This window comes from Dickeya sp. CFBP 2040, assembly GCF_012273755.1.
Lineage (GTDB): Bacteria > Pseudomonadota > Gammaproteobacteria > Enterobacterales > Enterobacteriaceae > Dickeya > Dickeya poaceiphila.
Map to the genome: position 1 here is coordinate 87765 of NZ_JAAVXH010000013.1, position 6420 is coordinate 94184.

Genomic DNA, 6420 nt, shown 5'->3' on the forward strand with positions numbered 1-6420 from the left:
TTTCATTAAGAACAGGAATTCAACCAACCTCATGGCTAAATCTTCTTTTTTTCTTGATTTCAGTTTGCTCAAGCAGAATGCGCATTTTCGCGCCATTTTTGTGGCCCGCATGTTATCGGTGTTTGCACTCGGTATGTTGACCGTCGGCGTGCCGGTGCAGATTCAGGCAATGACCGGTTCTACGTTGCAGGTCGGGATGGCGGTGGCGCTGGATGGCATCGGCATGTTTATCGGGCTGATGTTGGGCGGGGTACTGGCGGACCGCTTTGATCGTCGCAAACTGATTTTATTTGCCCGTGGCACCTGCGGACTAGGTTTCGTGGCGCTGAGTCTGAATGCATTTTCCGGCTCGCCGTCATTGCTGGCGCTCTACGTGCTGGCTGCCTGGGACGGCTTTTTCGGCGCACTTGGCATGACCGCCCTGATGGCAGTCATCCCATTGCTGGTCGGGCGTGAAAACTTACCTGCTGCCGGGGCGCTGACCATGCTGACGGTGCGACTGGGAGCCATTTTATCGCCGGCGCTGGGCGGCGTGATTATTGTCGCGGGTGGGGTGGGCTGGAACTTTGCCGTTGCTGCCGCCGGAACGCTGGCGACCTTGATCCCGCTGGTGCGGCTACCGGCAATGAAGCCCGCGCCGAGCGAGCCGGAGCACCCTTTGCAGGCGCTGGCTGGCGGGGTGCGTTTCGTTTGTACGCATCCGGTGGTGGGTTGCGTGGTGCTGCTGGGTATGCTGGTCAGCATAGTCGGGGCAATGCGGGTTCTGTTCCCGGCGCTGGCGGGTGATGCTTATCATGCCGGGCCGTCGGCGGTGGGGTTGATGTATTCTGCGGTGCCGCTGGGCGCGATGTTGGGCGCGTTTACCAGCGGTTGGGTATCGGGCGTGCAGCGACCAGGATACATCCTGCTGGGGTGCGCGACAGGTGCGTTTCTGGCTGTGGGGTCGCTGGGGCTGTTCAGCCATTTATTGCCTGCGCTGCTGGCGTTGGTCTGTTATGGCTATTTCAACGCCATCACGTCCTTATTACAGTTCACCCTGATCCAGAGCCATACGCCGGATCATCTGCTGGGACGAGTCAATAGTCTGGGAACGGCGCAGGATGTCACTGGTGATTCAGTCGGGGCACTGATTCTGGGCATTATGGGCAAGCTGCTGGCGCCTGCGACCAGTATTCTGGCTTTTGGTACGGCAGCAGCATTGCTGGGTAGCGTGATGGCGTTGCTGGTGCGTCCGCTGCGTCAGTGCCGTTTTGGCGAACCGGCAGCCGCGCCGGAAGAAGAGCAGACCAGCGACGTAGTGCACGAAGGGTAACGCCGCTGGAGAAGGCCTCCGTCAGCCAGACGCTGGCTGACGGAAGCGCTGTTCGATTTTGGTCAGCATGTTGCTGGCACTGTAGTAATCGAGCCTGAAGGTATCCGGACCCATCGCCCAGATGCGGTGTTGCATGACCGGTTCCAGATGACTGAGGAATGGGTTGGCGATGACTCGCTTAACGGTATCGTCGTCATTGGCGAACAGCAGCAATGACTGGCCGTTAAGGCTGCTGGCCATATTTTCGCCGGAAATCTGCACGATATCCTGCCGTTTTCCCATCCGGGTTTCGGTCGGCAGATTATCCGGCAACGACGCCAACTGGAAGCCCAGCTCTGAGAGCAATTGCCCTTGTGCGGACGAGCGGGTCCACAGATTGACCCCGCGGCCATCTTCGTAATACACCAGCGCCGATACCGGTTGTGGCGGCAACTGAATCGTCTGCTTCACCTTCTGCACCCGTTGTTCGAAACGTTCAATCACCTGCCGGGCCTCGGTTTCGTGACCAACAGCTTTACCCAGATAGTCCGCCAGCTGCTGCCAGCTTTTATCACCGTAATCCACCACCAGCGTCGGCGCGATGACGGAAAGCTGTTCATACAGTTTCAGTGCGGAGTCGCCGCCGGTCGCGGCAATGATGATCATATCCGGCGCGGCGGTGGCAATGGCTTCCGCATTGGGTTCGGTAATGTAGAGCGGTTTGACGCCGCGCGCTTTCGCTTCTGCGCTCCACTGGCGAAAGAATCCCTGTTCGTCGGCCACGATGGTATTGGGGCTGGTAGCGCCGGAGCCGACCAGCGGTGCGTTAATCGCCAGCAGGGTACCGCTGATGGTCACGCTGGTAGAAACGATGCGCTGTGGTGGGCGAGTGAGCGTGACCGGTCCTTTTGGCGTTGCTATCGTGCGCGGCCAGCCCGTTGAAGAAGAAGCCAACGTAGGCTGGGGGTGCGCCGTTGAGGCGACGTTATCGCAGCCAGCGAGCAGCAGCATCGCCAGCAAACCTGCTATCCACCGCAAACCTAACAACCACCGCATACCACAGTTCTTCTTATTCCCTGAGAGCACGCCCGTTGCGTGCCTGCCTGATCCCATCATTCGATTACCTGTCGAGCATGAAAACGTGCTGCAAGGTTATCGATAATGCGTCTCATAAACAACATGGTCCGTTAAATCATCAATGATATTACGGTTAATGCGGTGAGATTATCGGTCAACCTGGGCAGGGAGTACCCATCCTGGCGCGACTTTTGCGGATAAACAGCGGGGCAGATGATGCCCCGTTGTTCTTGTTGGCCGACGACGATGATTACTGTCCGTTCCAGGCGCGGATCTGCTGGCTGCGGATCTGCAACTTTTGTTCCGGCGTCAGAGCATTGTAGTTACTGCTAAGGCCGCTTTCCCAGTCGCCGTACAGCGGGTTAGGTAAGACGATGAACTGTGTGCCGAATTTTGCCCGGTTCGCACTGACGAAGGCACGACGTTCATCATTCTGTTTGTGGTACGTTGCTGTGCCGAAATCATTGAGGTTATCACCGACATACAGCACGATCTGGTTGCCTTTCGCGCTGATTTCATCAAAGCGGGCTTGCTTGTTGCTGAGCCCTTTGCTCAGCCACAGTGTCTGGCTGTTCACATCCGGGAAGCCGAGTTTGAGCATGTTTTCACGGGTATCCGTCGCTTCGCTCTCCAGCCGGTTTGAGACATAAAACACTTGCCCGCCATGACTATTCACATAACGAGCAAACTCCACCGCACCGGGTACGGCAAGCGCCTGACGGGCATGGGACCAGCGGTTCCAACTGGTTTGGCTGAATGGTTGATGTGCTTTGGCTTGCCAGCCGCTGTAGGCGCTGTTGTCCAGCATGGTTTCGTCCAGATCAACGACGACAACTTTTTTCTTACCGGCAGTGACCGGTGCGGCATCAAATGCCACGCGAGCGGTGTTGAATGCCTGATAACACAATGCCTGATATTCACCCGACTGCTGGAACCAGTTCAGCGCCAGTACCGATTGGTTGGAGAGCGTTGTCTGAGCATCCTGAGTCCGGGGAGTGCTGCAACCGGTTAGCGCCAGCATTACCATCAAGGCACTGGCACTGAAAGTCAGCTTTTTCATGGGGTTTCCTTGTTATTTTATGGGCTGCGCAAGGTAGCCGAGGATAGTGGTGCAGTGAAGTATCGAAGCAGGAATAGCGTGGCGAGTAAATACACTTGTTTTGTTTGTTCGCACTTTTTTACATAAGTATGTGGCTGGCGAACTGCAACAACAGCGACTTGCTCTACTGAAACTACCTGAGCTAATCGTTCAAAGAGGGGCTGACTCCTGAACTAAGATAAAGCCTAAACTTCCTATCATGTCATGCGGTTGCAGTTATCTAACGTGATAAATGCTTGCAGAATATAAGCTCTGCACCTGCAACTTGAAATATGACGGATATATAAATTTTTATTGCCATAATTCAGTATGAGTGTGCAGGTATTAGTTAATGTTGCTGAATAATGAACGGAAGTATTTTAAACTTTAAAAATAGACGAAAGCTTGTGGTCGAATATTCCATTTTTATATTGTTATTTTTATTTTTGTTCTGGATTGGTGTGTTTAATCAGCTATTAACCCTATCTGATATTTAACAATTGGTTGGTAAAAGTATACAGAAATAACCTAAATTGAAACGTTTCTCATGATTAAAGTTCGTAAAAGCAGTGCTAAGTTGAGATTGTTATTTCACCCACACTCATTAGTTAGCTTCTTTGACTTTCACTGAGGTGTGTAATGAGCAATCAGATTTTCAATAGTAATGACGGAAATTTTGATGATTATCATCATAGAACAACTTCTTCTATAGGGATTTATTGTACGGTAAGTAGTGATGAGCTGCAACTTGCTCTCCATACACTCTCAATTGCAGCATGTTCAGAATATGTTTCACATATCCTCATCCTCATAACGGACAGAGAAACCGTAGATCGAAAACTTTTATCTTTGAATTTTTTAGGAAGTTCAGTAGATAAATTGATTATCGCATGTGGCGATTACGGTTCTGGTTATGAAATCTCACTGAGTGATGGAGGATATGATCAGGTATCAGCGCGTAATGATGCTTTGGAGATGATTTATAAAAAAGATGTTGATTGGGTCATGCAACATGATGCGGATGATATATACGATTCAGCTTTTTATGCGAAAATCTGCAAAGATTGCGGTGCCTATGAAGCGGTTATGACAGAGTGCTATACCTTAAATTCACTGTCATCGTATGTTGTAAATTCAAAGTTATTGAAGAACATATATGGCAGGACACTAATTAACCCTCACATTAGGGTTTGGAAGAAAAAATTAGGTTTGAAATATAAAGGATCAGCATTAGTTTCAAAAACATATGCTAATGAAACAAGACACTGTGGTGTTGAGTTTCCCGATAGAATGAATTTACTCCTTGTTAAGAAACCATCGCATTATCACTTACATAGATTACTTAATAAAAGACATTCGGGTTTTCTTGATGCAGGAGAAACTCTCGACATTAAATTAGATGATCATATCAAAGAGAAAGTGAAAATGTTAATACTATAGAACAGATGAGGTGAGTTATGAGTTCGTCAGATCATAAAGTATTAAATACACCTATGTATTATTTTGAAGGAGATGATGGGCTCATATATTCTCATCTGCCGCTACGAGGTATAGCATTTAAGAGTCGTAAAACCTCATTACCAGTACTTGAAAAGCTTGCTAATCATCAAGAATTGAGTATTGAAGATCAAAGGCATCCTATTATCAAAAAACTGTCTGACTGGAATGTCATCGGTGAACATGTAAAAGAGCTACCTGTAATAGACGATCTTGAGGAGTTTAAGCCATTCGAAGCCACGTTGCTTCTGACAGAAACTTGTAATCTGGCTTGTAGCTATTGCTATGCCAGGGCTACAGGAGAGAAGAGTGAAGCAATGAGCAAAGCAATAGCTAAAAAAGCCGTTGATACTGCTATTGAGAATGCAAAGTCAATTTCAAGTCGCACCGCAGAATTTCGATATCTTGGTGGGGGTGAGCCTACAACTGAGTGGGAATTGATTGTATGGATAAATAATTACATCAAGTATAAAGCTGACGAGGCTGGGGTTAATACTTATATCAGGCTGATAACTAACGGCGTTTTAATTAATGATGAAAAAGCAAAGTGGCTTAAAAATAACGTTGATTTTGTAACCTTATCATTTGATGTCTTACCCGACCTTCAATTAAATCGCTCTTTTCCTAACGGGAAAAGTTCACAAAAAGCAGTCCTCAGAACAAGTGATTTATTAACCAAGTACGGTGTGCCTTATCATTTCAGGACAACACTGTCGAGTGAATCAACAGGCCGATTGGTCGAAATGGTTGAGTATATAATAGCTAATACATCAGCTAAAGAAGTTCGAATGGAACCAATGGCTGAAATTGGGAGAGCTACAGATAGCGAACTGTCAAAGCCTAAACAACAAGAGTTTATAGACCAGTTTAAAAAGGCGTATTTTCTGGGAAAAGAAAATGGTATCAATGTAACTAATAAGCTAATAAGAAATGTTGATCGTAGAGGTGGGCGTTTTTGTAATGTCGAATTTGCTGTTACTCCTAAAGGTGAAGTAGCTGGTTGCCATAGATATAGTAGAAGTGAAAATGAAGGTTATGATCTATTTCACGTTGGAAGGTTCAGTAATGACAATTTTAAATTTGATATCAATAAAATAAATGCCTTAAGACAAATCAACAATACTTCTTTTAGTGATTGTTCTCAATGTTTTGCCAGATGGAGTTGTGCATCAGGATGCTTATCTGCTCGTTACGATAAAAATGGTATCGCCGAGCATGGTCCGATATGTCATATCACTAGAGAATTGCTTAAGTTTGGTGTTCAGCAATCTCTGGCGGAATGATGTGTGCGTAGTGTTTTTTCCAATCAAAGGAGAGTAATATGATTTTTGATTCGAAATTGCATAATGGCGAAAATAGTGTGAATTTTGAAGATGAGGATGTTGAAATTACCTTTATTTCAACTAACCCTGAGGATGAAGAAGGTAATTTTGAGTTTCTATGCTGCCGAGGCGGTGGAATTGGAATCGGTGGTGGA

5 protein-coding genes are annotated in these 6420 nt (G+C 47.7%); 3 read left to right on the plus strand and 2 right to left on the minus strand.

Annotation, left to right across the window (positions count from 1 at the left end):
- Positions 1-31 precede the first annotated feature (31 nt).
- Positions 32-1312, plus strand: coding sequence for an enterobactin transporter EntS (gene entS, locus Dpoa2040_RS01600; protein WP_168640054.1), 1281 nt, complete (start codon positions 32-34; stop codon positions 1310-1312).
- Between the two features lie 21 nt (positions 1313-1333).
- Here entS and fepB read toward each other — a convergent pair whose 3' ends face one another.
- Together fepB and Dpoa2040_RS01610 are read right to left on the minus strand one after the other, a co-directional pair.
- A complete protein-coding gene (gene fepB, locus Dpoa2040_RS01605) occupies positions 1334-2407 on the minus strand; it encodes a Fe2+-enterobactin ABC transporter substrate-binding protein (RefSeq protein WP_168640055.1) in 1074 nt (357 codons plus the stop codon).
- Between the two features lie 211 nt (positions 2408-2618).
- Positions 2619-3428, minus strand: a complete 810-nt coding sequence (locus Dpoa2040_RS01610) for a 5'-nucleotidase, lipoprotein e(P4) family (protein WP_168640056.1) — start codon at positions 3426-3428, stop codon at positions 2619-2621.
- A 657-nt stretch (positions 3429-4085) separates the two neighbouring features.
- Between Dpoa2040_RS01610 and Dpoa2040_RS01615 the strand changes: the two genes are divergently transcribed.
- Both Dpoa2040_RS01615 and Dpoa2040_RS01620 read left to right on the plus strand, forming a co-directional pair.
- A complete protein-coding gene (locus Dpoa2040_RS01615) occupies positions 4086-4886 on the plus strand; it encodes a hypothetical protein (protein ID WP_168640057.1) in 801 nt (266 codons plus the stop codon).
- 17 nt (positions 4887-4903) lie between these two features.
- Complete coding sequence (locus Dpoa2040_RS01620; RefSeq protein ID WP_042871857.1) at positions 4904-6226, plus strand: radical SAM/SPASM domain-containing protein; 1323 nt, start codon at positions 4904-4906, stop codon at positions 6224-6226.
- The last annotated feature ends 194 nt before the right edge of the window (positions 6227-6420 follow it).

Excerpts from the sequence above, each read along its gene's own strand:
- Dpoa2040_RS01615 (WP_168640057.1), top strand. The coding sequence starts at position 4,086 with ATGAGCAATCAGATTTTCAATAGTAATGACGGAAATTTTGATGATTAT.
- Dpoa2040_RS01610 (WP_168640056.1), bottom strand. The coding sequence starts at position 3,428 with ATGAAAAAGCTGACTTTCAGTGCCAGTGCCTTGATGGTAATGCTGGCG.
- fepB (WP_168640055.1), bottom strand. The coding sequence starts at position 2,407 with ATGATGGGATCAGGCAGGCACGCAACGGGCGTGCTCTCAGGGAATAAG.
- entS (WP_168640054.1), top strand. The coding sequence starts at position 32 with ATGGCTAAATCTTCTTTTTTTCTTGATTTCAGTTTGCTCAAGCAGAAT.
- Dpoa2040_RS01620 (WP_042871857.1), top strand. The coding sequence starts at position 4,904 with ATGAGTTCGTCAGATCATAAAGTATTAAATACACCTATGTATTATTTT.